Source organism: Mycobacteroides franklinii, assembly GCF_001853795.1.
Lineage (GTDB): Bacteria > Actinomycetota > Actinomycetes > Mycobacteriales > Mycobacteriaceae > Mycobacterium > Mycobacterium franklinii.
In genome coordinates, this window is sequence record NZ_MLIK01000004.1 from 1,240,758 (window position 1) to 1,263,333 (window position 22,576).

Annotated in this window: 26 protein-coding genes and 1 tRNA gene; 9 read left to right on the forward strand and 18 right to left on the reverse strand. The window is 65.1% G+C overall.

The genetic code is table 11. The features are described from left to right. Positions 1 to 2: 2 nt before the first annotated feature. From purB to BKG76_RS06530, 3 genes are all read right to left on the reverse strand, one after another. Positions 3 to 1,421, reverse strand: a complete 1,419-nt coding sequence (gene purB / locus BKG76_RS06520; protein ID WP_070936729.1) for an adenylosuccinate lyase — start codon at positions 1,419 to 1,421, stop codon at positions 3 to 5. An 18-nt stretch (positions 1,422 to 1,439) separates the two neighbouring features. Continuing rightward, positions 1,440 to 2,147 (reverse strand): TetR/AcrR family transcriptional regulator, encoded by a 708-nt coding sequence (locus tag BKG76_RS06525; RefSeq protein WP_109420592.1) that lies wholly within the window; start codon positions 2,145 to 2,147, stop codon positions 1,440 to 1,442. Positions 2,148 to 2,217: 70 nt separating this feature from the next. Beyond that, entirely contained in the window at positions 2,218 to 3,345 is a 1,128-nt protein-coding gene (locus tag BKG76_RS06530) for a pyridoxal phosphate-dependent aminotransferase (protein ID WP_236737540.1), read from the reverse strand. 132 nt (positions 3,346 to 3,477) lie between these two features. Between BKG76_RS06530 and BKG76_RS06535 the strand changes: the two genes are divergently transcribed. Then, positions 3,478 to 4,293, forward strand: coding sequence for an alpha/beta hydrolase (locus tag BKG76_RS06535; protein WP_109420633.1), 816 nt, complete (start codon positions 3,478 to 3,480; stop codon positions 4,291 to 4,293). A gap of 46 nt (positions 4,294 to 4,339) precedes the next feature. Beyond that, positions 4,340 to 5,137, forward strand: a complete 798-nt coding sequence (locus tag BKG76_RS06540) for an alpha/beta hydrolase (RefSeq protein ID WP_083337951.1) — start codon at positions 4,340 to 4,342, stop codon at positions 5,135 to 5,137. Here BKG76_RS06540 and BKG76_RS06545 read toward each other — a convergent pair. The 3 genes from BKG76_RS06545 to BKG76_RS06555 are packed head-to-tail and all read right to left on the reverse strand — an operon-like array spanning position 5,134 to position 7,666. Further along, positions 5,134 to 5,760, reverse strand: a complete 627-nt coding sequence (locus tag BKG76_RS06545; protein WP_131815797.1) for a hypothetical protein — start codon at positions 5,758 to 5,760, stop codon at positions 5,134 to 5,136. The genes BKG76_RS06540 and BKG76_RS06545 overlap by 4 nt on opposite strands. A 17-nt stretch (positions 5,761 to 5,777) precedes the next feature. Then, entirely contained in the window at positions 5,778 to 7,037 is a 1,260-nt protein-coding gene (gene purD / locus BKG76_RS06550) for a phosphoribosylamine--glycine ligase (RefSeq protein ID WP_070936732.1), read from the reverse strand. A gap of 32 nt (positions 7,038 to 7,069) precedes the next feature. After that, positions 7,070 to 7,666, reverse strand: coding sequence for a TetR/AcrR family transcriptional regulator (locus BKG76_RS06555; protein WP_070936733.1), 597 nt, complete (start codon positions 7,664 to 7,666; stop codon positions 7,070 to 7,072). A gap of 112 nt (positions 7,667 to 7,778) precedes the next feature. Here BKG76_RS06555 and BKG76_RS06560 point away from each other — a divergent pair, with 112 nt between their 5' ends. Continuing rightward, entirely contained in the window at positions 7,779 to 9,557 is a 1,779-nt protein-coding gene (locus tag BKG76_RS06560; protein WP_070936734.1) for an N-acyl-D-amino-acid deacylase family protein, read from the forward strand. Then, the gene (locus tag BKG76_RS06565) at positions 9,554 to 10,408 is read left to right on the forward strand and encodes an alpha/beta fold hydrolase (RefSeq protein ID WP_070936735.1); all 855 of its coding nucleotides are present in this window, start codon (positions 9,554 to 9,556) and stop codon (positions 10,406 to 10,408) included. Before BKG76_RS06560 ends, BKG76_RS06565 begins: the two co-directional genes overlap by 4 nt. 3 nt (positions 10,409 to 10,411) lie before the next feature. On the opposite strand, the gene BKG76_RS06570 is transcribed toward BKG76_RS06565, so the two are convergent. Then, positions 10,412 to 11,305 carry a LysR family transcriptional regulator gene (locus tag BKG76_RS06570; RefSeq protein WP_070936736.1) on the reverse strand — a complete coding sequence of 298 codons (894 nt, stop codon included), beginning with the start codon at positions 11,303 to 11,305 and terminating at the stop codon, positions 10,412 to 10,414. 72 nt (positions 11,306 to 11,377) lie between these two features. On the opposite strand from BKG76_RS06570, the gene BKG76_RS06575 reads away from it, so the two are divergent. Both BKG76_RS06575 and BKG76_RS06580 read left to right on the forward strand, forming a co-directional pair. Beyond that, entirely contained in the window at positions 11,378 to 12,355 is a 978-nt protein-coding gene (locus BKG76_RS06575) for an EamA family transporter (RefSeq protein WP_070936737.1), read from the forward strand. 9 nt (positions 12,356 to 12,364) lie between these two features. Next, positions 12,365 to 12,769, forward strand: coding sequence for an HIT family protein (locus BKG76_RS06580; RefSeq protein WP_070936924.1), 405 nt, complete (start codon positions 12,365 to 12,367; stop codon positions 12,767 to 12,769). Here the strand turns inward: BKG76_RS06580 and BKG76_RS06585 are convergent. Next, positions 12,741 to 14,267 carry a sensor histidine kinase gene (locus BKG76_RS06585; protein WP_070936738.1) on the reverse strand — a complete coding sequence of 509 codons (1,527 nt, stop codon included), beginning with the start codon at positions 14,265 to 14,267 and terminating at the stop codon, positions 12,741 to 12,743. The genes BKG76_RS06580 and BKG76_RS06585 overlap by 29 nt on opposite strands. Continuing rightward, positions 14,267 to 15,010: a response regulator transcription factor gene (locus BKG76_RS06590; RefSeq protein ID WP_070936739.1), complete on the reverse strand. Its 744-nt coding sequence runs from the start codon at positions 15,008 to 15,010 to the stop codon at positions 14,267 to 14,269. Before BKG76_RS06590 ends, BKG76_RS06585 begins: the two co-directional genes overlap by 1 nt. A 113-nt stretch (positions 15,011 to 15,123) precedes the next feature. Here BKG76_RS06590 and BKG76_RS06595 point away from each other — a divergent pair, with 113 nt between their 5' ends. Further along, positions 15,124 to 15,909 carry a hypothetical protein gene (locus BKG76_RS06595; RefSeq protein ID WP_070936740.1) on the forward strand — a complete coding sequence of 262 codons (786 nt, stop codon included), beginning with the start codon at positions 15,124 to 15,126 and terminating at the stop codon, positions 15,907 to 15,909. Between the two features lie 13 nt (positions 15,910 to 15,922). On the opposite strand, the gene BKG76_RS24260 is transcribed toward BKG76_RS06595, so the two are convergent. The 3 genes from BKG76_RS24260 to phoU form a co-directional block, all read right to left on the reverse strand. Further along, positions 15,923 to 16,327, reverse strand: a complete 405-nt coding sequence (locus BKG76_RS24260) for an HNH endonuclease signature motif containing protein (protein ID WP_083337926.1) — start codon at positions 16,325 to 16,327, stop codon at positions 15,923 to 15,925. Positions 16,328 to 16,372: 45 nt separating this feature from the next. Continuing rightward, positions 16,373 to 16,444 (reverse strand) — tRNA-Thr (locus BKG76_RS06600). 189 nt (positions 16,445 to 16,633) lie between these two features. Next, the gene (phoU, locus tag BKG76_RS06605) at positions 16,634 to 17,290 is read right to left on the reverse strand and encodes a phosphate signaling complex protein PhoU (RefSeq protein WP_070936741.1); all 657 of its coding nucleotides are present in this window, start codon (positions 17,288 to 17,290) and stop codon (positions 16,634 to 16,636) included. A 185-nt stretch (positions 17,291 to 17,475) separates the two neighbouring features. Here phoU and BKG76_RS06610 point away from each other — a divergent pair, with 185 nt between their 5' ends. Then, positions 17,476 to 17,784 carry a DUF3349 domain-containing protein gene (locus tag BKG76_RS06610; RefSeq protein ID WP_070936925.1) on the forward strand — a complete coding sequence of 103 codons (309 nt, stop codon included), beginning with the start codon at positions 17,476 to 17,478 and terminating at the stop codon, positions 17,782 to 17,784. On the opposite strand, the gene BKG76_RS06615 is transcribed toward BKG76_RS06610, so the two are convergent. From BKG76_RS06615 to BKG76_RS06630, 4 genes are all read right to left on the reverse strand, one after another. Continuing rightward, positions 17,781 to 18,029 carry a hypothetical protein gene (locus tag BKG76_RS06615; protein WP_070936742.1) on the reverse strand — a complete coding sequence of 83 codons (249 nt, stop codon included), beginning with the start codon at positions 18,027 to 18,029 and terminating at the stop codon, positions 17,781 to 17,783. The genes BKG76_RS06610 and BKG76_RS06615 overlap by 4 nt on opposite strands. 134 nt (positions 18,030 to 18,163) lie before the next feature. Next, on the reverse strand, positions 18,164 to 18,517 hold the full coding sequence (locus BKG76_RS06620) for a YidH family protein (RefSeq protein ID WP_070936743.1): 354 nt from the start codon (positions 18,515 to 18,517) through the stop codon (positions 18,164 to 18,166). Beyond that, a complete protein-coding gene (locus tag BKG76_RS06625; protein WP_070936744.1) occupies positions 18,514 to 19,551 on the reverse strand; it encodes an FAD/NAD(P)-binding protein in 1,038 nt (345 codons plus the stop codon). The genes BKG76_RS06620 and BKG76_RS06625 overlap by 4 nt, the downstream gene beginning before the upstream one ends. Positions 19,552 to 19,697: 146 nt before the next feature. Continuing rightward, entirely contained in the window at positions 19,698 to 21,107 is a 1,410-nt protein-coding gene (locus BKG76_RS06630) for a PPE domain-containing protein (RefSeq protein ID WP_083337927.1), read from the reverse strand. 167 nt (positions 21,108 to 21,274) lie between these two features. Between BKG76_RS06630 and BKG76_RS06635 the strand changes: the two genes are divergently transcribed. Then, a complete protein-coding gene (locus BKG76_RS06635; protein ID WP_070936746.1) occupies positions 21,275 to 22,081 on the forward strand; it encodes a class I SAM-dependent methyltransferase in 807 nt (268 codons plus the stop codon). A gap of 36 nt (positions 22,082 to 22,117) precedes the next feature. On the opposite strand, the gene BKG76_RS06640 is transcribed toward BKG76_RS06635, so the two are convergent. Beyond that, the gene (locus BKG76_RS06640) at positions 22,118 to 22,342 is read right to left on the reverse strand and encodes a heavy-metal-associated domain-containing protein (RefSeq protein ID WP_070936747.1); all 225 of its coding nucleotides are present in this window, start codon (positions 22,340 to 22,342) and stop codon (positions 22,118 to 22,120) included. A 58-nt stretch (positions 22,343 to 22,400) separates the two neighbouring features. Further along, the coding region (locus tag BKG76_RS06645) for a WXG100 family type VII secretion target (protein ID WP_070936926.1) at positions 22,401 to 22,576 on the reverse strand (176 nt) is incomplete at its 5' end.

Consider the following 22,576-nt stretch of genomic DNA (forward strand, 5'->3'; position numbering starts at 1 on the left):
CCCTACAGAATGGCACCCGGGCTGTACACGGCGGCATCCGGATAGTCGGCCGCCAGCGCCTCGACGTCAGCTGCCACCCGATCGACCTGATCGGCGGCCGCCCCGGTGAACGAAGCGCGGTCGGCCAGCGCGGCCTCCAGCGCAGCCCTGTCCAACGGCAGCCGCGGGTCATCGGCCAACAATCCCAAAAGATCTGGCTCGGCACCCTTTTCGCGCATCGCCAGCGCCGTCGCGACGGCGTGCTCCTTGATGACCTCGTGAGCCTCCTCGCGGCCGACCCCGGCACGAACCGCCGCCATCAGCACCTTGGTGGTCGCCAGGAACGGCAGGTAGCGACGCAGCTCACGGTCGATCACCGCCGGATACGCACCGAACTCGTCGAGCACCGTCAGGAAGGTCTCGATCATCCCGTCGACGGCGAAGAAGGCGTCGGGCAGCGCGACCCGGCGCACCACCGAACAGAACACATCGCCTTCATTCCATTGCGCCCCAGCCAGTTCCGCAACCATGGAGCCATATCCGCGCAGAATCACCTGCAGGCCGTTGACGCGTTCGCAACTTCGGGTGTTCATCTTGTGCGGCATCGCCGAGCTGCCGACCTGCCCGGGCGCGAAGCCCTCGGTGACCAGCTCGTGCCCGGCCATCAGGCGGATGGTGTGCGCCAGCGAGGACGGGCTGGCACCAAGTTGCACCAGCGCCGACACCACGTCGTGGTCCAGCGAGCGTGGATACACCTGGCCGACGCTCGTCAGGGTGCTGGAGAAGCCCAAGAAGCCAGCCACACGCTCTTCCAGCTCCGCCAGCTTCTCGGTATCCCCGTTGAATAGGTCCAGCATGTCCTGCCCGGTGCCCATCGGGCCCTTGATCCCCCGCAACGGATACCGATCGAGAAGCTCCCGCAGCCGGGTCAGCGCGATCAGCGTCTCGTCGGCCGCCGATGCGAACCGCTTACCCAATGTGGTTGCCTGCGCGGCCACGTTGTGACTACGCCCCGCCATCACCACATCCCGGTACTCGACGGCATGACTCGCCAGCCGCGCCACCACCGCGACGCCATGCGCGTGCACGTACTCCAGCGACCGGCGGATCTGCAGTTGCTCCACGTTCTCGGTGAGGTCGCGGCTCGTCATGCCCTTGTGGATGTGCTCGTGCCCGGCCAGCGCGTTGAACTCCTCGATGCGGGCCTTCACATCGTGGCGGGTGACCCGCTCGCGGGCCGAGATCGAGTCCAGGTCGACGTCCTCGACCACGCGCTCGTAGTCCTCGATGACGCCGTCGGGAACGTCGATGCCCAGATCGCGTTGTGCGCGCAGCACCGCGATCCACAACTGGCGCTCCAGCACCACCTTTGACTGCGGCGACCAGAGCTGAACCATGGCATCGCTCGCGTACCGAGATGCCAGAACGTTAGGGATTTGCACGACTAGAGTCTATGGGGGCTAGATCCATGCTCTTCGCCCAAGAGCCTCATCGGCCGAAACCGACTCCGCCAGCTGTTCTGCTTCCAGGGGAGCAAGCACGTCGATGACGTCCACCAGCATTGACGTCGCTGTCGCCGTCGGACTGATCGCGGCCTCGGTGAGTGCCCCCACCATGGCTCCATCAACCGTCGAAATCAGCACCGCGACACGGTCGTTGTCAATGGACCGACCGGACCGGCGCACCACCTGGGCCACGGCGTCGTCGCGTTGTTCCCGCAACCGCTGCTGCACCTCGCGCAGTTCGGGATGGCGACTGCACGCCAGTTCCCGCTCGTATCGCGACACCAGCTGTTCCCCGGCGCCGAAGCCCGGCGTGCCGAACAACAGGTCCACCACAGCCTCGGCGGTGGCGGCGGCACCGCGGCGCCGATATTGAACCAACGACAGCCGTTCCTGGATCTGTTCCAACTCGTGGGTCCCCGCATGCTCGACGGCCCGGGCGATGAGGTCCTCCAGCGAGGAGAAGTAATACGTGGTGGATGCCAACGGCAGGCCGGCGCGTTGCGCCACCGCACGATGCCGCACCGCATCAATACCGTTGTCCCGCAATAGGTCAGCCGCGGCGCTGATCAACGCACGGCGCCGCCGCTCACCCTTGGGGGTGGCTTGCGGGCGGTGCGTGGCGTTCCCGTCGGAGAACACCTCCGCCTGCTGCCTGACTGTCACGCCATGTCATGCTGCCAGCAGCGACGCATCCCCACGGGCGTTTTGCGCTATCTCATGCAAGCGGTTGATATCAGCCCCGGCCGAGCCGCTGCCGCAGTCTCTCCAACGCTTCCCCGATCGTGTCCGAACTTCCCGCGAAGCTCAGCCGGATCCTCTGGTGGCCGTGCACGGTGTCGAAGTCGATACCGGGCGCAATCGCTACCCCCGTGCGCGCCAACAAGTCCGCACACCACTGTTCGGCGTTATCGGTCAGGTGCTCGATATCGGCGTACGCATAAAAGGCGCCATCGGGTGGGGCGATCTTGGTGATACCCGCGGCGGCCAGACCGTCGATGAGCAGCGTTCTGTTCGCCGCATATCGCCGCACATGCCCGTCGAGCTCGGCGCGCGCCTCGGCACTGAACGCCGCGAGCGCTCCGTACTGAGAGACCGCCGGCGGACAAATGGTGAAGTTGGAGGACAACCTGTCGACGGCACGCAGGAACTGGCGCGGCACCAGCATCCAGCCCAGCCGCCAGCCCGTCATCGAGAAGTACTTGGACACCGAGCCCATAACCACCGCTTCGCGACTGAATTCCCATGCACTGCAAGTCTTTTGATCGCCATAGGACAGCCCGTGGTAAATCTCGTCGGAAATGAGCAGGGTGCCGTTGGCCTCGCACCACAGCGCGATCGCCTCCAGCTCGGCCGCGTCGATGATGGTGCCGGTGGGGTTGGCAGGGCTGGCGACGACGAGGCCGGCGGGCGCCCGGCCATCCGACTGCGAAACAGCCTCCAACATCGCCACCGTCGGCTGATATCGCGTCGCCGGCCCGCAGTCGATCTCGACTACCCGACAACCCAGTGCTGCAAGACAATTGCGGTAGGCAGGGTAGCCGGGCCGAGTCATCACCACCGTGTCCCCCACGTCGAACGCGGCCAGGAACAGCAGCGTGAATCCTCCCGAGGATCCCGTGGTGACGACGACGTCGTCCGCACCAACCTCAATGCCGGAACGCTCTCGGTGGTACCCGGCGATCGCCTCACGCAGCTCCGGCAGCCCGAGCGTTTCGGTGTACCCGAGCACCTCGGCGCCGAGCGCCCCGCGCACCGCGTCGAGAACCACCGCGGGTGCACCCGTCGACGGCTGCCCGGCGGCCAGGGAAATCATGTCACCGTGGGTGCGCTGACGCGCGGCTGCCGCCGTCAGCACGTCCATGACATAGAACGGCGGAACGTCCGAGCGCCGCGAGAGACCAACCACAGTTGCGACGCTATCGAATTTCTGGATCCGGGCGACCACCTGGGACGGTCTTCGCCCGAGAGACTCATCCCAGGCATGATGGTCGACATGCGTGACCTGTCCCGACGCTCACTACTCAAGATCGGCGCGGCCACTGGTGCCGGTGCCGCGCTCGCCGCTCTCCCTGGTACGGGAGCCCTTCCCGCCCGCGCCGACGGCGCCATCACCGCGGGTTCCTTTGTCTCGGCGGCGCGGGGCGGGGTTGGCACCGAATGGCGTATCGCCAGGCCGCCGGGGGCCACCGGGCCCCTCCGGCCCATCATCGCGCTGCACGGCAAGGGACAGACGGCCGCCGGCGTCATGGAGGGCGGCGTGGAGAACATGCTGGCGCAGGCCGTGGCCTCGGGAGCCAAGCCATTCGCGCTGGCGAGTGTCGACGGTGGCGGTGGCTACTGGCACAAGCGAGCCTCGGGTGAAGATTCCGGCGCCATGGTGCTGAACGAATTCATTCCGCTGCTGGCCGAGCAGGGGCTGGACACCTCGCGGGTGGCATTCCTGGGTTGGTCCATGGGTGGATATGGCGCCATGCTGCTGGGTTCACGCCTGGGTGCGGGTCGCACCGCCGCCATCACCGCGGTCAGCCCGGCACTGTGGACATCCTCGGGCGCGACAGCACCCGGCGCCTTCGACGGTGCCGACGACTACGCCGCGAATTCGGTGTGGGGCCTGGCCGGGCTGAACACCATCCCCTTGCGCATCGACTGCGGTAACAGCGATCCGTTCTACAGCGCCACCAAGCAGTTCGTCGCCCAGCTGCCGACGCCTCCGGCGGGCGGGTTCAGCCCCGGCGGACACGACGGCGCCTTCTGGAGCTCGCAGATCGGCGCCGAAATGGCCTGGATGGCGCCGCTGCTCACCGCCTAGCGCCGGGACCTCGACGTGTTTGCCATCCGCTGGCATCATGGCAGAGGTGTCAGCCTTGTCCCGTCGTCAGCTGCTGCGGGCTGGCGCCGCACTCGGAGCCGGTGCAGCGCTGCTCCCGACCCTCGCACCCCCGGCTCGGGCATTCGGTGAGGTAACCACCGGCTCGTTCGTGTCGGCAGCCCGGGGCGGTGTCGAGACGGGGTACAAGATTGCCCGTCCACCGGGAGCCGATGGGCCGCTGCGCCCGGTGATCTTGCTGCACGGCCGCGACGAGACGGCCGACCGGATGATCGGCTGGGGCTTCGAGAACATCGTCGGGGGAACCGGAGGGCCTGCTGTCGCGGTTGCCGCCATCGACGGCGGCAACAGTTACTGGCATCCACACGAGTCGGGTGATGACCCCGGCGCCATGATCATCAACGAGTTCCTGCCACTACTGGCCGAGCAGGGCATGGACACCTCGCGCGTCGCCTTCTTGGGGTGGTCGGCCGGTGGATACGGCGCCCTGCTCAACGGCGCGCGCCTCGGCGGACCGAGAACGGCCGCCATCGCCGCGGTGGGCCCGGCACTGTGGACCGTGTACGAGGCCGCCACACCGGATGCGTTCGACGGCCCGAAGAACTGGTCCGATTATTCGGTCTTCAATCTTCCGCAGCTCGACACCATTCCGCTGTGGGTGTCTTGCGGCACGGAGGACAGGTTCTACGAGGCCGCCAAGCTATTCGCCTCCGAGCGCAAGACGCCGCCTGCCGGCGGCTTCAGCCCGGGCGGGCATGACGGCGACTACTGGGACACGCAGGTATCCCCGGCACTGAGCTGGATCGCGCCGATCCTGGCCGCCTAGAGCCCCGGATTCGGGGGAATCTCGAAGGTCGTCGAGGGTTCCTTCGGCGCTTGAACGCACGTCACTGTCCACCAGTTGGCAATCGAACCTGCCCGCCGGTGCTCGCACTGACGTTCTTCTTCTTGCCTGAGGGCTTCGAAGTCACGAGTAATCCCGCAGGACCGCGCCGATGATTGATGCGCGAACTCGTAGCGGAGAACCAATGCGTCGATCGATAGGAGGCCGTCACGTCGGGCCAGCTTGTTGGCGAGCACAACATCGTCTTCCGCCATCGCGCGGATATCCGCCTCCAGTGTCAGTCCGTGCTCGGCATGACCATCAGGCATCAACACCCGCAATGACTCCGACTCACGCCGTAACGCCTGGCTGAATGCCGAGGCAGCAGATCCGATCTTCTCGTCCTGCCACGACCAAGTGCGCCCCTTCGTCAATCTCGCGAAGTCGTCGTATTCGGGGTCGGCACGCTCAGCCACGGCGAGCAGCGCGGTGCACAACGACAGTTCATGGACGTCCGGAGCCCCCACTGCCTGTGATCGGTTCGACCTCCAACTCAGCACCAGCAGCACGCTCGCGGTGAGAGCCGCGGTCACCACAGCGACCGCAATCCAGCGTCGACGCCCCATCGATCCCCTGCTGTTCCCTAAATGCTGATGCGTCCCTCCGCCGCGGCCAGCCCGATATCGCTGCGGAAGTGGCTGCCCGGCAGGCGAATCGCCTCGATCTTGGCGTAGGCGTCGGCTCGCGCGGCTTCTAGGTCCGCACCGGTGCCCACCACCGACAACACGCGTCCCCCGGACGAGACGACAGCACCGTCCTCACGACGGGCCGTCCCGGCGTGCAGCACACCCTCGGCCTCGGAGCCGGTGATCACATCGCCGGTGCGCGGACGCAGGGGATAGTTCTCGGCGGCCACCACCACGGTGACGGCACTACCGTTGCGCCAGCGCAGCGGGCCGAAGTCCCGGAGAGTCCCGGTCGCGGCGGCGTTCAACAGCTGCCCCAGCGGAGACTCCAGCAGCGCCAGCACCGCCTGGGTCTCCGGATCGCCGAAGCGGCAGTTGAACTCGACGACCGAGGGGCCGTTCGAGGTGATGGCCAACCCCGCGTACAGGACTCCGGTGAACGTGCTGTCGCGCTGAACAAGCTCGGCGGCAACGGGTTTGACGATGGTGTCGACGATCTCGGTGACCGTCTCGTCCGGCAGCCAGGGCAGTGGGGTGTAAGCACCCATGCCGCCGGTGTTGGGACCGGTGTCGCCGTCGCCTACCCGCTTGTGGTCCTGAGCAGGCAACAGCGGCACCACAGTCTCACCGTCCACGATGCACAGCAAGGAGACCTCGGGCCCGTCGAGGAAGGACTCCAGCAACACGGGATGTCCGTCGTCGAGCAGGCTCGCGGCGTGGGCACGCGCCGCGGCGCGATCATCGGTGACGACCACGCCCTTGCCCGCGGCCAGCCCGTCATCCTTGACCACCCACGCCGGCTCGCTCGCGAACCGATCCAGGGCGGCATCCAGATGCGCTGGGTTGTCGACGATCTCGCTGCGCGCGGTGCGCACCCCGGCCGATGTCATCACGTCTTTGGCGAACGCCTTGGAACCCTCGATGCGCGCGGCGGCCGCCGACGGGCCGAAGCAGGCAATACCCGCGGCGCGCACGGCGTCACCGACGCCTAGCACCAACGGCACCTCGGGGCCGATGACGACGAGGTCGATCTTCAGCTTGGCCGCCAACGCCACGACCTCGGCGCCGGAGCCGATGTCGACGGCGTGCTGCTCGGCCACGGCGGCGGTGCCCGCGTTACCCGGCGCGATCGCCAGATACTCCACCTCCGGGTCACGCTTCAGGGCGATCGCCAGAGCGTGTTCACGGCCACCGGATCCAATGACAAGGACGCGCATGCCCCAGACCCTATCGGTCTGGGTGTGCCCGGCTATGCATCCGGGCGGTATCCCCGCAGCAACTTGGCGAGTAGCTCGTCCCTGCCCGCCACAAGCTCCGGGTAGGGACGCAGCGTCTTCACCAACGCCTCCCCGTCGAACATGTCGGTGATCATGAAGACCAACGTGACGAGTTCCGCGTCGGACAGCCGGTCGGTCCCAGGCACCGATCGCGCCAGCGTGACCATCTGCGCTCCGTACTCGGCCACCGCGACCTGCAAGGTCTGCCGCAGCTGTTCGTCGGTGCGCGCGGCCACCATGAGTTCGTAGAGCACGGCGTTGATGGGCTCTTCCTTGAGCGCGCGCATCACCGCCATCACATCCTCGAATTCGGCAAGACGATCCCCCGCCTTGTCGAACTGGGCGCGCACGGTCGCGAGCTGGCGGCGCAAGGTCTCGTGCGCCACCGCTGCCATGAAGTCGCCGACGGTCGGGAAGTGCCGGAACAACGCCCCATAGGACAATCCGGCGCGGCGGGCGATTTTCTGCACGGAAGCGCGCGAATATCCCAGCTCAGCGATGGTGTCGATACCGGAATCGAGCAGCCGAGCGATGGTCGATTCACGGCGCTCGGCCTGGGTGGGGCTCACGGGTGCACACTAGAGGAACGCGACGCAAATGTGGCGCCCATCACTAACATTGTGATTGGTTGCCATCTTTTTTTAGACTCGCCGTAACACCCAACGAAGGGCAGCCCCCCCAATGAGCGACTACGACCTCATCATTCGCGATGGCCTCTGGTTCAACGGCACCAATTCCGAACCTCGTAAGGCCAATCTCGGGATCAAAGAGGGGCGGGTCGCCACCGTCTCCACCGTCCCGCTGGACGAGACCGATTGCCCCGAGGTGATCGATGCCGGCGGCAAGTGGGTGCTGCCCGGGTTCGTCGACATCCACACCCACTACGACGCCGAGGTGCTGCTCAACCCCGGGCTCGATGAGTCGGTGCGCCACGGCGTCACCACCATCGTGCTGGGCTGCTGTTCCATGTCGACCGTCTATGCCAAGCCCGAGGACGCCGCCGACCTGTTCAGCCGCGTGGAAGCGGTGCCGCGCAAGCATGTGATCGGCGCGCTCAACGAGTTTCAGGACTGGACCGATCCGGAGAGCTACGTCAAGAAGATCGACGCGCTGCCCCTCGGCCCCAATGTGACTTCTTTCCTTGGGCATTCGGATCTGCGCGCCGCCGTCATGGGGCTGGGACGGGCCACCAACAACTGGTCGTTCCCCACGCGCAAGGAACTCGACCGGATGGCCGACATGCTCGACAAGGCACTCGACGCGGGCATGCTCGGCATGTCCGGCATGGACGCCCCCATCGACAAGCTCGACGGCGACCGCTACCGCTCGCGGGCGCTGCCGTCGACCTACGCGTGGTGGCACGAGCGGTGGCGCCTGATCAACGTGCTGCGCAAGCGTGACCGCATCCTGCAGAGCGCCCCCAACATCAACAATCCGCTCACCGCGGTCTTGTTCTTCCTGTCCACGGGAACCCGTTTCTTCAAGCGCCGCAAGGCTGTTCCCGTCAGCCTGCTGGTCGCCGCCGACTCCAAGAGCATCAAGGGCGCGAACGTCTTCTTCAGCGCCGCCGCCAGGATCGGGAACAAGGTCTTCAAGTCCAATGTGAAGTTCCAGCACATGCCGCTGCCCTTCACGCTGTACTCCGATGGCATCGATCTGCCGGTGTTCGAGGAGTTCGGGGCCGGCACGGCCGCGCTGCACATCAAGGAGCAACTCGAGCGCAACAAACTGATGGCCGACAAGGAGTATCGCCGCAAGTTCCGGCGCGAGTTCGCCATGAAGAAGCACAAGCCGGGCCTGTGGCACAAGGACTTCCACGACGCCGTCATCGTGGAATGCCCGGATGCCTCACTGATCGGCAAGACGTTCGGCCAGATCGGCGACGAGCGCGGCATCGCACCGCTGGACGCGTTCCTGGACGTGTTGGTCGAGAACGGTGAGAAGAACGTCCGTTGGACCACCACGGTCGGCAACCACCGCCCCAAGGTGCTCGACGAGATGGCCAAGGACCCCAACTTTCAACTGGGCTTCTCCGATGCCGGTGCGCACCTGCGCAACATGGCGTTCTACAACTTCTCGCTGCGCTTCCTCAAGCGCATGAACGACGCCCAGAAGGCCGGGAAACCCGTGATGTCCCTCGGTCAGGCCGTCCACCGCCTGACCGGCGAGCTGGCCAGCTGGTTCGGGCTTGATGCCGGATACCTGCGCGAGGGTGACCGCGCCGATTTCGTCATCATCGATCCGGAGAAGCTGGACGGCACTGTCGACGCCTACAACGAGGCACAGGCCCCGTTCTTTGACAACCTCTCACGCATGGTGAACCGCAATGACGAGACCGTCATCGCCACCGCGGTCAGCGGCAAGGTGGTGTTCCGTCTCGGTGAGTTCATCGACGGCTACGGGCACGACCTGCAGACCGGTCGGTACCTGAAGGCCGGTGAGAAACTCGCGGTCCGATGAGCGCGGCGACACGCCTCTCCACGTTCACCAATGACGGCCTGATCTTCGACGTCATCGACGAGGGGCCGCTCGACGGACCGGTGATCGTTGCGTTGCACGGTTTTCCCGAGCGGGCGACCATGTGGGCCGAGATCATCCCGAAGCTGACGGACGCCGGATTCCGGGTGCTGGCCCCGAATCAGCGGGGCTACTCCCCCGGCGCCCGACCCATCGGCGTCCGGAACTATGCCCTGGACAAGCTCCAGGGCGACATCCTCGCTCTCGCCGATCAGGCCGGGGTCCCCAAATTCCATGTGCTAGCCCATGACTGGGGCGCAGCGGTGGCTTGGCAGCTGGCCGGCGACCACGGGGACCGAGTGCACACCGCATCTGTACTTTCGGTCCCCCACCCACGCGCGTTCCGGGATGCCATGCCGCGCGGCCAGATTCTGCATTCCTGGTACATGCTGCTGTTCCAGATCCCGCGGTTTCCGGAATGGCTCTTCAGCTTCAACGACAAGGAAGCGTTCCAGAAGTTCGGCAAGTCGTGGATGAAGGTCTCCGACCGGCTCGCCGAACGCATACGGGAGCTGTTCAACGAGCCCGGCGCCACCACCGCGACGGTCAATTGGTATCGGGCGATGCGCTATTCGCTGCGGTCGCCGGCACGGACGGTCCGCGTGCCCACCCTGTTCATCTGGAGCGACGAGGACTCCGCGGTGACACGTGCGGCCGCCGACGCCACCCCCAAATACGTGGACGCGCCCTATCGCTTCGAGGTCTTCGAAGGTGTGTCCCATTGGATCGCCGAGGAGCGGCCCGATGAGACCGCCGCGCTGGTCCTCGAACACATCGCCGAGCACTCCGGATAGCGCCTACCGGGACTCCAATACGGCCGCCGCGTCCCGCAGCCCCTGGATGGTCGCGGCGATGGCCGGACGGTGCTGCGCGCCGGGCCGCGCCAGCACCTCGTAGAGCCGTGCGGCACGCACCTCACGGATGACCAGCCGCGCCACCCGGGGACTGCGGCTCACGTACCGCGGCATCAGCGCGACGCCATGCCCGTGGGCCACCATATCCTCGACGATTTGAAAATCTTTGAACCGGAACCTGACTCGCGGCCGGATTCCGGTAGAAACCCCGAGTGACACCAGGACGTCGTCAACCGGAAAGCCCTCGGGGACACTGATCCACGTCTCGTCGGCGAGCTCGGCCGGCGTCACCGAGTCACATGTCGCCAGCGGATGATCTCGGTGCACCAGAAGATCAATCGGCTCCCGCAGCAGCGTCGTGGACCAGACCCGGGGCGATTTCAAGGTCGCGGCTCGCTCGTCGCGGTGAGTGACGACGATGTCGTATTCGGTCAACAGTCCGGGCGCCTCGCTGTAGGTGACGTCCTCATCACTCGGACGCACGTCCACCACCCCGCCCACCGCTGCCACGACTCTCGGCAGCAACAGTCCGGCACCGGAGGGAAACGACGCCACACGCACCACGGGCTGCGTGCCCTCCCGATAGATCACCATCTCCTCGGCAGCACGATCGACCGCCGCGATCACCTCGTCGGCGCGCAACACCAACGCACGACCCGCCTCGGTGAGCGCGATGCCGCGCCCTTCCTGCCGCAGCAAGGGCACTCCCGCCTCGCGCGCCAGAACCTTCAGCTGCTGCGAGACCGCCGAGGGCGTGAGACGCATCGCATCGGCCACCTCGCCGACGGTGCCCCTGTCGGCAAATTCCCGCAGAATCCGCAGGCGACGCACGTCCATGAAGTAAAACTACATGAATAGTGCACATTAATTAGATTGTGCTGAATCAACTTCCTGCGCAGGATCGACGGCATGACAACCCGGCACCGTCTCCTCGGACTGACCGTCGCCGTGCTGTGGGGGGTCAACTTCCTGGCTATCCACGTTGGGCTGGAACATTTCCCGCCACTGTTCTTTGCGGGGCTACGGTTCGCGGTGCTGGCGGTCCCGGTGATTCTGTTCGTGCCGTGGCCGCGGGTGCCGATGCGGTGGGTCCTGCTCTACGGGCTGGGCTTCGGCACTGTCCAATTCGCCTTCCTGTTCCTGGCCATGGCCAACGGAATGCCCACCGGGCTCGCCTCCCTGGTTCTACAGGCATCGGCTCCGTTGACGGCCATCCTCGGTGTGCTGTTGCTCGGCGAACGGATGTCGGGCCCACAGGTCGCGGGCATCACGCTGGCCGTCGCAGGCATGGCACTCATCGCGACCGATCGCGCGACACACGGCGCATCGGCGGCCGTGGTCCCGGTGATCCTGACGCTGCTGGGCGCGCTGGGTTGGGCCTTCGGCAACATCGCGAGCCGAAAGGCCATGGAGGACAACACCGATCCGCGCACACCGCTGCGGCTCACCTTGTGGATGTCCGTGGTGCCACCGATTCCGTTGTTCACCCTCTCCGCACTCACCGAGGGGCCGGGCGCGGGCTGGAAGGCGCTGACCACGATCGGTACACACAGTGGACTGATGGCACTCGGCGGCCTCGTCTACATCGTGGTGCTGGCCACCATCGTCGGCCTGGGCCTGTGGACGTATCTGATGGGCCGGTACCCGGCCAGCCGGGTGGCGCCATTCTCGTTGCTGGTCCCGATCGTGGGTATTACCGCGTCCTGGCTGGCCCTTGGTGAACGGCCGACCATCCTCGAACTCGTCGGAGCGGCAGTGGTGATCACCGGGTGCCTCCTCGGCATGATGGCGCGCCCCGTCGCCACCCGCGCGGCCGAGTGTGGCGACGCGCGCGAGCCCGCGGCCCGTGAGCTGTCCGCAGCCTGCGCCACCCCGGCGGGCCACTAACCTATGGGCATGTCGAGTGTGTTCACGAAGATCATCAACGGAGAGCTCCCCGGTCGATTCGTCTACGAGGACGACGACGTCGTCGCGTTTCTGACCATCGCACCCATCACCCAGGGCCACACCCTCGTGGTGCCGCGCGCCGAGATCGACCAGTGGCAGGACATCGACGCGACAGTTTTCACGAAGGTTAACCTTGTGGCGCAGCGCGTCGGCCGCGCCATCCGCAGGGCCTTTGACGCACCACGCGCCGGTTACATCATCGCGGGGATGGAAGTGCCGCACCTGCATGTGCACGTGTTCCCGGGATATGAGCTGACCGATTTCAGCTTCGAGAACGCCGATCCCAACGCCTCCGCGGAGTCCCTGGACGAAGCGCAGGCCAAGATCAAGGCTGCGCTGGCTCAGATCGACTAGTCCGCACGATCTTTGGCTCGTCTTCGGCGGAGCCTCGCGCCTGCGCCTCCGGTTCGTAGAGGTCGGGATCATCGAGATCTATGTCGTCGTCGGTCATGTCTGCGCGCGGCAGTCGCACCTCGAAACGGCAGCCCTCGCCGGGCGCCGTGTGCACGGTGACGGTGCCACCGTGCGCGGCGGTGAGGGCATCGACGATCGACAATCCCAGGCCTGTACCACCGCTGCTGCGGGTGCGCGAGGAATCCGCACGATAGAACCGCTCGAAGACGCGTTCGGCATCGGTCTTCGTCATACCCGGCCCACGGTCGATGACCTCGAGGACAGCGTCATCGCCCTCGGTGCCAACCCGGACCCGGACGGCCGCTGTGGTGTGCCCCAGCGCGTTACTCACCAGATTGCCGAGCACCTGCCGCAACCTGAGCTCGTCGCCGATGACCTCAGGAGTGCCCGGGCCATCAAAGACCTCCAGTTCCACATCCCGTTCGGGCGCAGTGGCTTTCGCATCGTGGACCGCATCGGTGGCCAGCACCAACAGGTCGACGAGACGCTGTTCCATGGGCCGATGCGCATCCAGCCGTGCCAGCAGCAGCAGATCCTCCACGAGCTGCCCCATACGGGTTGACTCGCCCTCGATGCGGCCCAGCACCAGCTCGGTGTCGGTGGCCGCGCCCTGCCGGTACAGCTCCGCGTAGCCGCGGATGGTGGTCAGGGGCGTGCGCAACTCGTGGCTGGCATCGGTGATGAAGCGCCGCATGCGCTCCTCGGAGGTACGGGCGGTTGCGGCCGATTTTTCCGAATCGGCCACCGCGCGCTGTATCTGCGCGAGCATTCCGTTGAGCGCCAACGACAACCGGCCGACCTCGGTGCGCGGATCCCGTTCCGGGACCCGGCGATCGAGGTGCCCCGCAGCGATATCCGCGGCCGTCGCCTCAACTTCGCCCAACGGCCGCAGGCTGCGGTGCACCAACCAATATCCGGCAACACCGAGCACTGTCAGCACGGCAGCCCCTATGGCGACCTGCAGCCACAACAGATCGCGGACCGTCGTACGGACATCGGTGATATCGCGCGCGACGGTCGTGTAGCCACCCATCGCGTCGTGGCGGGACACCGCACGCCACTCGGTGGTGCCGTCGGCAGAGCGCACCGTGACGGGACGGCCGCCCACGTCGTTGTCGGGCGGCAAGTCCGGGTCAGCCCGGGCGCGATCGTTGAGCATGATGACAACGCGCCCGCGGTCATCGGTCGTGCGGATGAAGAACAACGACGGAGGCCGACGACGGGTCGTCTCGAAGGCCGGCGGCGGCGGTGGTGGACGATTCGCCCACCCATTCGCGGCATCGATCAGTTCACGATCGGCGCGGTTCATCATGGTGCGCTGCATGGTGGTGGTCACCGCAATGCCGGATGCCACCAACCCCAGCGCCACCAGAACCAGGGTTCCGACGACAAGGCTTACCCGCAGCGGTACGCCCCGACGAACGCCGGGGACTGCCACTAGCGCGGCTCGCGTAATACGTATCCCACGCCTCGAAGCGTATGCAACAACCGCTTCTCGCCGTTATCGATCTTGCGACGCAGGTACGAAACATAGGACTCGACCACATTCACATCGCCACCGAAGTCGTAGCGCCACACATGGTCGAGGATCTTGGGCTTACTGAGCACGGTGCCCGCGTTGATCATGAAGTACCGCAACAGCGTGAACTCGGTAGGCGAGAGCGCGACCGGCTCACCGGCCTTCCACACCTCGTGGGTGTCCTCGTCGAGCTCGATATCGGCGAAGCTAAGCCTCGATTTGCGGGCGGGCTCGGAGCCCATGCCGGAGCGACGCAGGATCACCCGCAGCCGGGCAACAACCTCTTCCAGGCTGAACGGTTTGGTCACGTAGTCGTCGGCGCCGAGCGTCAGGCCCGCGATCTTGTCCTGCAACCCGTCACGAGCAGTGAGGAACAGTGTTGGCGCATCGATGCCATCGGCACGCAGACGACGCAGGACGCCGAATCCGTCCATTCCCGGCATCATGACGTCAAGGATCACCGCATCCGGACGGACCGTGCGCGCCAGATCAAGGGCTGCGGCCCCGCTATCGGCGGTATAGACGTCAAAGCCCTGGAATTTAAGACTGACGGAGAGCAGCTCGACGATGTTCGATTCATCGTCGACCACCAGCACCTTCGCAGGAGTGGTGCCGTTAGCGGCGAAAGTCCCTTGATGTGTCTCTGTCGTGATGCTCACCATGAACAATCTTCTCTCCGAAATTGACGGTGTGCTGGATCTCCACTGTGAGCTTCCTGTGAGTTTCTCACAGAAGATTGTCAGCCGACCGCGCAAAGTCGCCCTACAGTTGTGCCATGAAGCTGGTGTCGCTGATCACCGCGCCTCTCAAGATTTCGCTGGCGGTTGCCGACACCGGCCTGGCGGTGGCATCCAAGGCGATCGATACCGGACGCGAGATCCTCGCCGAGCTTCCCGACGGACAACCGCACGACGGCCAGGGCGATGCCGCCGGGGCGGGCCTGGTGGGCGCCGTCGAATCCTTACTGGGGATGGTCGGCCGCAAGAGCCCCCTGCACTCGGCGATGAAGGTCGCCGAGCTCATGGAGGAGGACAAACCGATAGGCCGGGCGCTGCGACCGGGTGGACCGGTGGAGCGCGTCATGGCCCCCGGCGGGCTTGCCGATCGGCTCACCGAACCCGGTGGCGTCCTGGACCGCTTGTTCGCCAAGGATGGGCCCGTCGATCGGCTGACCTCACAGGATGGCGCGCTGGACCGCGCTCTGGCTCCCGGCGGTCTGGTCGACCAGCTGCTCGCCGAGGACGGCATCCTCGAACGGCTGATGCGGGAAGAGGGCGTGCTGGACAAGTTCACCGCCAAGGACGGGCCGCTGCAACAGCTGGCCAACCTCTCCGAGGTGCTCACCAAGGCCGCGCCGAGCATCGACGCGCTGACCCCCACCGTCGAGCTGCTGACCGATACCGTGTCGGCGCTGAGCTCGGTGATCAGCCCGCTGGGTGGGTTCCTGCCGCGCCTGCGCCCGTCGCGGCCGTCGAGTGCACCGCGTCCGGTCCGGTCCGAGCGGATTATCGATGAGCCGGTTGCCCGAAGAGAATCGGGCAGCGCAGGGCAATCCGACTAGGGCTCGCGATCGGCTAATACGACTTACCGTCGGCGTAACGCCGCCGGCGGGAACTGCGGCCATTGCCGCGATTGCGACTCTTGTAGGTCGGCAGTTGGGAGTCGCAGTTCGGGCAGACGAGTCGCAGATTCTCTCGACAATTGTTGGCCGGATTTCCGTCGATATGGTCCAGGACGAAGACGAGCGGAGAGTCTTGCCACATGCTCGCTCCGCCGCAGATAGCGCAGCGGCCCGATTGAGCCTCGGCGAGAAAGAGCCGAATGAAGTGGCTTTGCTCGCTGCGCACCCGGGCCTCGCCGGACTCGAGCCAGAGTCTGGTGCTGGTGTCGCGTCGGGCTGCCGCCTGACAAGCATTGCCGCAATAGATCTTCTGGCTTCGCCTGGAAAGTAGTGCGCCACAACCAAGGCACCGTCTCATGGGCTGAAATTACGTGACGGTACCGACATGCCGGATAACGCGTTGAGCCCCCTGTCAGGATTGAACTGACGACCTTCGCTTTACAAGAGCGGTGCTCTACCACTGAGCTAAGGAGGCAATGGAACGCCGTACAGCTTAGCGGTCTTCATCAATGACACATCCGGAGACCACCCCCATGCCGACCGCGTACGAGCGTGCTATCGACTTTTGTTCACCAGGCGCGTGCAAGCGCGTTCGGTCTACCGTCGCTGGCCCGCGATACCGTTCAACCCTGACCGGGGTCCAACGTGTGATCAGCACGCGAAGCTATGCCTGCCCCACGGCTGTCCCCGTGCCCCCCGCCTGGTAGATCATGCGACGGCTGATTTCCACCGCGTGATCCGCGAATCGTTCGTAGTAGCGGCCCAACAGCGTGACATCGACCGCAGCTGCCACCCCGTGCTTCCATTCCTTATCCATCAGAACCGTGAAGAGATGGCGGTGCAGATCGTCCATCGCGTCGTCATCCGCATCCAAGCGCGCAGCCTTCTCCGGATCTCCGGAGAGCACAACGCCTTTGGCGTCGTGCCCGATACTGACCGCGATGCGGCCCATCTCAGCGAAATAACCGTGGACCTCTTCGGGCAACGCCCGCTGCGGGTGACGTCGACGGGTGATTTTGGCAACGTGTAGTGCCAGGGCACCCATGCGCTCGGCGTCGGCAACATTCTTGAGAGCCGCCAGAACTGCCCGCAGATCGGAGGCCACGGGTGCTTGCAGAGCCAATACCGTGAACGCCGCCTCTTCAAGCCTGCGGGTACGGAGAACTATGTCGTCATGGCAGCTGATGACTTCTTCGGCCAGCGCCAGATCAGCCTGTAAAAGCGCCTGCGTTGCCTTCTGCATAGCACTGCCGGCCAACTGACAAATATCCGCGATGCTCGCCGCTAGCGCATCTAGCTGTTGATGGAAGGCCGCCCGCATGGTCCCACTCTACGATTTGCCACAACCCAGGTCATCTCCGCGTGGCCGCACAATTGAGGGCCGGACTCGGCCCGACACTCGTCGACACCCGTCGAGCGCGGCCAGCTTCGGTCGACACTGCGCCCACACCACCCAGCGACTACGATTAGTCCAGGTCAAAACGTGGGGCAGGGTGAGGTGTGCAGATGGCAATCCCAGAGGTCCTGGCCCGGGTCATCCGATTTCTTCGTCTCGGATACCCCGACGGAGTACCCCATACCGACTACATTCCACTATTTGCTCTACTACGTCGAAGACTCTCCGACGAGGAGATTCTCATGGTCGCTCGCGAAGTGATCGCCCATGGCAGCACGCCCGTTGCGGACGCCGACATTGAGGTCGCGATCACCAAGGCGACTGACGCACTCCCGTCCGCCGAAGAGACTGAGCGCGTAAGACACAGACTCCGCGTGGCCGGATGGAGCCCGAACGATCCCTTCGAATCATCCGACTAGCTACTGGCTTGCTTGACGCGGCGCCGCGCACCCCGTGCGGCCAAAGAATTGAGTAGCTGTTCAGCCTCTTCGAGCTGGCGGTAGAGGCGCAACAATCTTTCCGGGGTTTCCTTTTCGGAAGTGCACCGCCGACGACGCTGTTCCCAATTCTGTTCGGCGATATCGATGCGCCGGCGAAGCTCGCCGACCTCGGCCGATAACGTCTCCGACAACAGCACCATCTGTGCGCGTTCCGTCGACTTCATCTGCCACCCGCGTTTCCAAGGGCCAAACATTTCCAGACCGTTGTACTCCCAGACCCCGGATTTGTCTCGCCGTCGATTCTCCTGCCAGGACGGTTGGCCCTACCCGCCGGGTCTCGCCTAGGAGCTGCGCAATCTCATCGTGGTCCGCTGAACAGCAGGGCGACCAACAGCACCACCATCCCGAGCAACAAGACACTGAGGAAGGTCGGCATATGACTCGGCGGCAGCGCCATATCTTGTCGCATGGCCTCCTGTACCCGGCGCCGCCGCCGCGCGGCCGCCGTGGCCAGCAGGCCACCCGTCATCACCAACACGATGCTCACCACATGCCGCGCACCGGGGATCCAGAACTCGGGGACGAACTGCATCAGCGCCACACCGCTGGCGATCAGTGCCAGTGAGGTACGCACCCACGCCAGGTAGGTCCGCTCGTTGGCGAGTGTGAATCGGTAGTCGGGCTCCGTGCCCACGACTTCGCCGGTGGTCACGAGCCGTACTTCAGCCACAGTGGCATGGTCTTGTTCAGACGGTCCATGAACTTCTGCAGTCCCACTCGGTATTCACCGAAGCCCATCGGGTCAATCCGATACTCCGGGAAGGCAATTCCAACACCGAACAGACCGGGCGCGATGATCCCGTTGGCCGGGTTGTACTCCAGCTGACCCCACTGCGGGGCGGCGGGAAGCGGCCGGGGACTGAACCCGACCGTGTAGACCGCGTAGTCGCAGCTTTGGAGCATCTCGGGGTATTCGGGGCTGTCGACGAGACATCTTTGCAACCGATCCGGCAGGACCCCGTCGATGTTCTCGCGCGCCCAGCGCGCGGCCTCGCCCTTGAGCCCGGTGTCGTCGAAAAGCGTCCAATCGCCCATGTCCACCGCGTAGCGCAGCGGGCCACGGTAGAAGTTGATCACCTTGGCGGCGCGTCCGGCCAACAGGTTTGGCAGGGCGATCATGCTGGAGTGCGAGGAGCCGAACACGGCGACGGTCGCGCCCTCCAACGGCTGCTCGGCCAACTTCGCCGGATTCAGCGCCACCTCGATCGGAATCTCGTTCAGCCACGGGTAATCCAGCGTCTTGGGAGTCGATCCGATCGCCAGAATCACGTTCTGAGAACTGATCTCGCCCAGTTCGGTCTGCACTGCCCACCGACCGCCCTGCAGCGAAAGACCCGTCACGCTGGTGCGCAACGCGCTCACCTGCGCGCACAGTTGCCCGGTGATCCACAGCAGCGGATCCGCGACATCCCCGAGTAGACAAGTGTCCGTGGGCGCGAGGTCGTTCAGCGCGAAATGCGGGGCGTGAGCGAAGCGGAAAGAATCCGCGCCCGTGAGGTAGTTGATGAACAGCTTCACTGACGTATTACTCGGTACCGCACGCCATTTCGCACCCAGATCGCCCGCGGAAAAATCCGGGTCAATCCAGGCGATTGCCCCGGGATCCACTCCGTGATCAAGGAGCTTCCCGACTGCCGCAATTCCCGCAGGTCCTGCTCCGACCACTGTCCACCCGTACTTGCTCACTGTTCTGCCCTTCTCTGCGTAATCCAAGAACGCCGCATTTGTTGCTTGCGGTGACTGTCTTCGATTGTTCGGCGCAAAGAGGCCCCTGAGTAGGGAGCAATCCGGGAGCAGCCCCAAAGTTTTACTTATAAATAATGGTAGTTGCCCTACGACGGTTCCGCACCGTCGGTCTCCCAGGTGCTCGGCAGCATGGGAATCACCTGCCGGGTGTCATCGGAGGAGAGCCTGACCGTTGCGGCGGCCTGCGTACTCGCCGCCGCGGGGGCAGTACCCGCGAAACCAAGAGGGCCCGCACCCCGGCTGGTCGCACTATGCTCCGGAACTGCCGCGTCGGCCGTCGCATCCATACCGCTTGTCTCTTCCAGATATTCGTGGCGCCTACCACCAACCCTGGCTTTGTTCTTGGCGCGTGCTCTGCGCCGGACCTGGGCTGCCACGGCGGCACTCGCCACGGCGGGTGCCTCGACGGTGTCCACTGCGGACTCCGAGGATTTCTCGGTGCTCTTGGGGCCAAAGCTCACCGCAGGCGGCACCAAACCCGGTATCGCGTAACTGATTCCTGCGCCCGGTGCGGGAGCCGGGGACGTAGCCGGGGCAGGTGTACTCGGTGCGGGCGCGGGTGCGGGCACCGACGAACCGCCGGTGGGTACGACGGATGGGACAGACACGGGCACGGCAGCGAGACTCGACTCCACATGCGGTACCGACCGATGCACCGGCCTGTCCGCCGACGGCGCTGCCGGCGCGGGAACCGGCGCAACCGCGGGCCGAAGATGCATCAGTGCCGCCAGGCCGCTCAGTCCACTCAGGGCGGGAATGAGAAACGGCAGCAGGTATGAGGCGTAGTACGGGTACCACAGCAGGTCATAGAGGAACAGCATGATCACGGCCAATACCGCCGAGGTCGCCGGATTGAAGCCCATCTTCTCGAACCACTGCTGAAAGCCCTGCAGCATCTTCATGATCTGATCCGGCGATCCGGGAACATCCGATTGGTCGCTGCGGCCTTCACCGCCGGGGCTCAGGATCGAGGGCGCCTGTTGGGTCGACGGTATCGCCGATGTCATGGCCTCGGCAGTCGCCTGGTAAGCGCTCATGGTGGCCGCGGCCTGTACCCACATGCGCATATAGTCGGCCTCGTTGAGTGCGATGGGGATGGTGTTGATCCCAAAGAAATTCGTCCCGACCAGAACTCCATGCGTGATGTGGTTGGCCGCCAGCTCAGCGAGCGTGGGCATCGCGGCGAGTGCGCTGCCGTATGCCGCCGCGGTGGTTTCGTGCTGTGCGGCAATGACACTGCTCTCCGCGGCGGACTGTTCGAGCCAGGCCAAGTACGGCAGGTGGGCGGCCACATACTCCGAAGCGCTGGGCCCCTGCCAACTACTTGCCTGCACCCCCGCGAGCACCTGAGCCAGCTCGACCGCCGTGCTTGCGTAGTTGTTACCGATCTCTTGCCACTGCGCGGCAGCGGCCAGCATCGCACCCGGTCCGGGACCCGCACTCAACAGCGCCGAATGCACCTCCGGAGGCTCCGCCATCCATATCGGTGCCGTCACCCGCCGCCTCCCTGCTGAATGGACGCAAACGTTTTCGCGTCACCGTTGGAGTAGTCGGACTGCGTGCCAGAAAGTTCCCGAACAATCAGAATCAGCGTCCGAAATCACATTTATCGTTGTGCGGCAGGAATTCCCACGCGCTATTACCGTCCCGTACAGTCGGGCCCATGTCTGTCATCGATGTTCGCCACCTCGACGGCGTGTCCGAGACCGCACTCCTGACCTTGCATCAACGTGCGACCGAAGCGGCCCGACCGGATGGCATCATCGATGACCCCATGGCCATCTCGCTGCACGCAAGCGTCGACTACGACTTCCAGCGCTTCGGCCGCACACATCAGGCGACGGCCTTGCGTGCCTTGATATTCGACAAGGCCACCCGCGGATACCTGGATAGCCATCCGCGCGCCACCGTGGTGGCCTTGGCCGAGGGATTGCAGACGAGCTTCTGGCGTGTCGACAATGGCGAGCTCACCTGGCTGTCGGTAGACCTTGAGCCCATCGTGCGGTTGCGTCAACAGCTGCTCCCGCGATCGGACCGGTTGCACCATTGCGCACAATCGGCACTGGACTACTCGTGGATGGATCGAGTCGACGACTCCGACGGTGTACTTATTACCGCCGAGGGCCTGTTCCAGTACCTGGAGCGTGACCTGGTGTTCGATCTGATATCCGCCTGCGCCAAACGTTTTCCGGGCGGCACACTGGTATTCGATTCGGTGCCGAAGTTCCTGAGCACACATTCTCAGCGCGGTATGCGACTCAGCGAGCAGTACCTCGTGCCACCAATGCCTTTCTGGTTCACGGCAAATCAATATAGTGAACTACGTGCCATCCCCGGCATCCGCAGCGTGCGTGAGCTACGGATGCCGGCTGGGCGCGGCAAGATACTGCGCTGGGCGGGCCCGTTGCTGTATGCACTCCCCGGCCTTGATCGGTGGCGCGCACCTCATACCGTTGTCGAGTTCGGCTGAGATAGCGGCATTTCGGGCCCGTCTGCGGCAGTCGGCCTATCCGGCAGCGACGGCGAAATCCCCGCCTGCCCGCACGAGCGTGTCGTGCACTTCTTCCACTGACAGCACGCTGTCTGTCTGGACACGCACCGTCGAGGCACCCTTGGGATCCAGCTCTACCGACACCTCATGCACCGGATCGAGCGCGGTCAGTGCCTCGGTCACGCCCATCACACATGAGTTGCAGTGCATCCCGCTGATGGCGAAGATCTGCTCGGACATATTGTGTTTCCTTCCTGAAATTTTCTTACTCACAACAGATTTGGTAGTGCGCGGGCGTCTATGCGCCCCACTTGGCTCCTTCGGCCATGTCGCGGGCGTTCATCGACAGGGTGTTGGTTTCGTGGGTGGTGCCCATGGCGCGGTAGGCGCGGATGAGTTCTTCCATGGCGGTGTTCCACTGGGCCTGCCAGGCGGCTTGGCTCATGGAGGTATCACCGTGCCAGGCGGCCTGCA